This window comes from Synechococcus sp. MU1655 (assembly GCF_023630655.1).
Classification (GTDB): Bacteria; Cyanobacteriota; Cyanobacteriia; order PCC-6307; family Cyanobiaceae; genus Synechococcus_C.
Window position 1 is genome coordinate 1 of sequence record NZ_JAKUHK010000244.1, and the last position, 2,978, is coordinate 2,978.

The window sequence follows — 2,978 nt, forward strand, 5'->3', positions numbered from 1 at the left end:
GATTGCTGAGGTAGTGGGCATTGCCCAGTCCTCCACGCCCACCAAACGCCACGGTGAGGCGTTCTTCATGGGTGGTGAGATCCCCGAGCACGATGCCCGTACTCAGATGTCGGACCTCAGTGCCACAAGGCACCTTGATCACTAGGGGCGGACCTGACGCTCCAGTGCAGCGATTGGGGCCTCCCCGTCGCCCATCAATCCCCGCGAACAGACGCTTGTATTTGAAATCCAAAAGGGTTTGCAGGTTGGAATCGGCCTCCAACACCACATCCGCGCCCTGGCCTCCATCACCACCGGAGGGACCTCCCGCTGGGACATATTTTTCTCGACGGAAGGCCACGATGCCATCGCCACCACGGCCACCCCGCACGGATATGCGCGCTTGGTCGATGAACTGCACAGCAAGCCTCAGTTGGGGCCAATTCCCAACCCTAGGATCGAAGAGTACGAGGACAAGAGCTTGGCCGGGGTTCGCTTCGAAGCACTCAGCAAGAACTATCCCGGCCGTGGGGGGGGCGAGCCTGTAGAGGTCATTCGGGATCTCTCCCTGAGCATCGCTGACGGCGAATTTCTGGTGCTCGTTGGCCCTTCTGGCTGCGGCAAAAGCACGCTTCTTCGACTGATGGCAGGCCTGGAATCCCCCAGCTCTGGAGAGATCCTGGTGGGGAACCAACCCGTGTCTGGACTGAGGCCAGCGAAGCGCAATGTCGCGATGGTGTTTCAAAGCTATGCGCTCTATCCCCATCTGAGCGTTCGCGACAACTTGGCCTTCGGTCTTAGGAGAAGCCAGCAGCGCACGCGTTTGCAGCAGCTCCAGGACCAACTTCACCGCAACACACGCCGTCTCCCCGCGGCTCTAAGAATTCCCTCGCAACGAGAGCAGCAGCTCGAGAAACGCATCCAGGATGTGGCTCAATCTCTTGAATTGGATCAACTCCTCGATCGCCGCCCCAAAGAACTCTCTGGTGGACAAAAACAACGGGTAGCCCTGGGCCGGGCCATGGCCCGCAAACCAGAGGTCTTTCTCATGGATGAGCCGCTGAGCAATCTCGACGCAAAATTGCGCGGAAGCACTCGCGCGCGGATCGTTGACCTTCAGCGGCAACTCGGGACCACCACCCTTTATGTCACCCATGACCAGGTGGAAGCGATGACCATGGGCCACCGGATCGCCGTGCTCAATCAGGGACACCTCCAGCAACTGGGCACTCCGATGGAGCTGTACCGCTGGCCATCCAATCTGTTTGTGGCCCAATTCATTGGCAGCCCACCGATGAATGTGCTGCCCGTGCATGTTGGACCTGGCGCCACGTTGATGCTTCAGGACAAACGCCTCAACGTGGAGGGTCCCACTAGGGCCTTGCTGGAGACCCTTGAAGGTCAACAGATCAGCGGAGGGATCCGTCCGGAGCAGCTTCATGTTGCACCCGCAACCAACCGAAACCTCGCAGCGGAAGTGAGTCACAGTGAGGTTTTAGGGAACGAACAACTGCTCACCTGCCGCCTACTAGACGGGGACCATTTAGTACAGGTGAGAGCCGATCCAAGCCTCAACGTTTCGATTGGAGGATCGATTCATCTAGAAGCCGATCCAGATGGCTGGCGGTTATTCGATGAGGCTGGGGACGCCATTGCTTTACCAGAGCCCCCACCAGCCGATACCGATGAACCTCAACTCCCCCTGCTGAGCTGAACACAGCGATCAGCGCACCCAAACAACGCTGCAACCTGGACCACCATCTCCCTGATCGGCATCACCAACTCGTTCCACATAGGGAAGGGAATCAAGCCACTGACGCAAGCCGCGCTTGAGGCGACCAGTTCCGATCCCGTGGATGACCCAAACCGGACCATTCGCTCCACGAAGCAGCTCTTCCACAGCCGCTTCCGCTTCATGCACTCTCTGGCCGCGAACATCCACCGTGTTCCGAGCCGTACGCACCTGGGAGCCACCCACTCCTCGCCGCGCTTTCACCTGAACCACAGGCTTTTCAGAGGGTGCAGCTCGGCGGCCATCCAAGCTTTCCACCGACTGAAGGTCCACCATGCTGCGCATCACGCCACAACGGACACTCAGCTGCTGACCATCGTCTGATACCTCCAGCACCTCGGCCGCTTTGTCGAGGGCAAGCAAGCGAATGCGTTCTCCCACAGAGGGCCGCCATTCCGGATGAAGGCGACGCTCAGGAGCGGAGCGATGCTTGGATTCCAGTTTGCGCAGGCGCTGACCTGCACGGCGAGCGGTTTCACCATCGGCCTTCTGATCCCGCAATCTGCGAATCAGATGGCGCACTTCTTTTTGCCCATCTCGAATCGAGCTCTCCAAACGCTGACGTCCCAACTCCTGCTGCTGAGCGGAGTTTTTGCGTTGCTGCTCCCACCGCTGAAGGAGCTCCTCATGCAGCAATTCAGTCCGAGCCAAGAGTGCAGCCGCATCTTCAGCTGCAGCCTGTTGGCGTTGCCGCTGCTCCTCTAAGCCACGGATCACAGCGTTGACATCGCCATCGCCACTGGGCTTAAGCAGTTGCCTGGCTTGTTCGATCACGCCGCTGTCAAATCCAAGACGTGTCGCAATCGCCAACGCATTGCTGCGTCCTGGAATCCCCCAAAGCAGCTGATAGGTCGGCGACAGGGAGTCGCTATCAAAGGAGACGGAGGCGTTTTCAAAGCGTGAATCGCTGTACTTGAGTGCTTTGAGCTCCCCAAAGTGGGTTGTAGCGATCGTGAGTCGGGCGCAATCGGCCAATTTGCGCAGCAAAGAAATCGCCAAGGCCGTGCCTTCACTGGGATCTGTGCCAGCGCCCACCTCATCGAGCAGCACTAACGCCGGCGACGATCCAGAGGCAATGGATTGAAGGATGCTGCCGATTCTTTTCACATGACCACTAAACGTGGACAAACTCTGCTGAAGCGATTGTTCGTCGCCGATGTCTGCAAGAACCTGCGCGCACCAAGGGAGTGAGGGACTGCCGTTGCAG

General features: G+C 58.8%; 3 protein-coding genes. 1 reads left to right on the forward strand and 2 read right to left on the reverse strand.

Features of this window, described 5'->3' with window-relative positions; all coding sequences use genetic code 11:
- The coding region (locus NCN04_RS10075) for an Obg family GTPase (RefSeq protein WP_502988787.1) at positions 1 to 400 on the reverse strand (400 nt) is incomplete at its 3' end.
- A gap of 60 nt (positions 401 to 460) precedes the next feature.
- Between NCN04_RS10075 and NCN04_RS10080 the strand changes: the two genes are divergently transcribed.
- Positions 461 to 1,693, forward strand: a complete 1,233-nt coding sequence (locus tag NCN04_RS10080; protein WP_250396006.1) for an ABC transporter ATP-binding protein — start codon at positions 461 to 463, stop codon at positions 1,691 to 1,693.
- Between the two features lie 9 nt (positions 1,694 to 1,702).
- On the opposite strand, the gene NCN04_RS10085 is transcribed toward NCN04_RS10080, so the two are convergent.
- Positions 1,703 to 2,978, reverse strand: a 1,276-nt coding sequence (locus tag NCN04_RS10085; RefSeq protein WP_250396005.1) for an endonuclease MutS2, incomplete at its 5' end; no start/stop codon positions are given.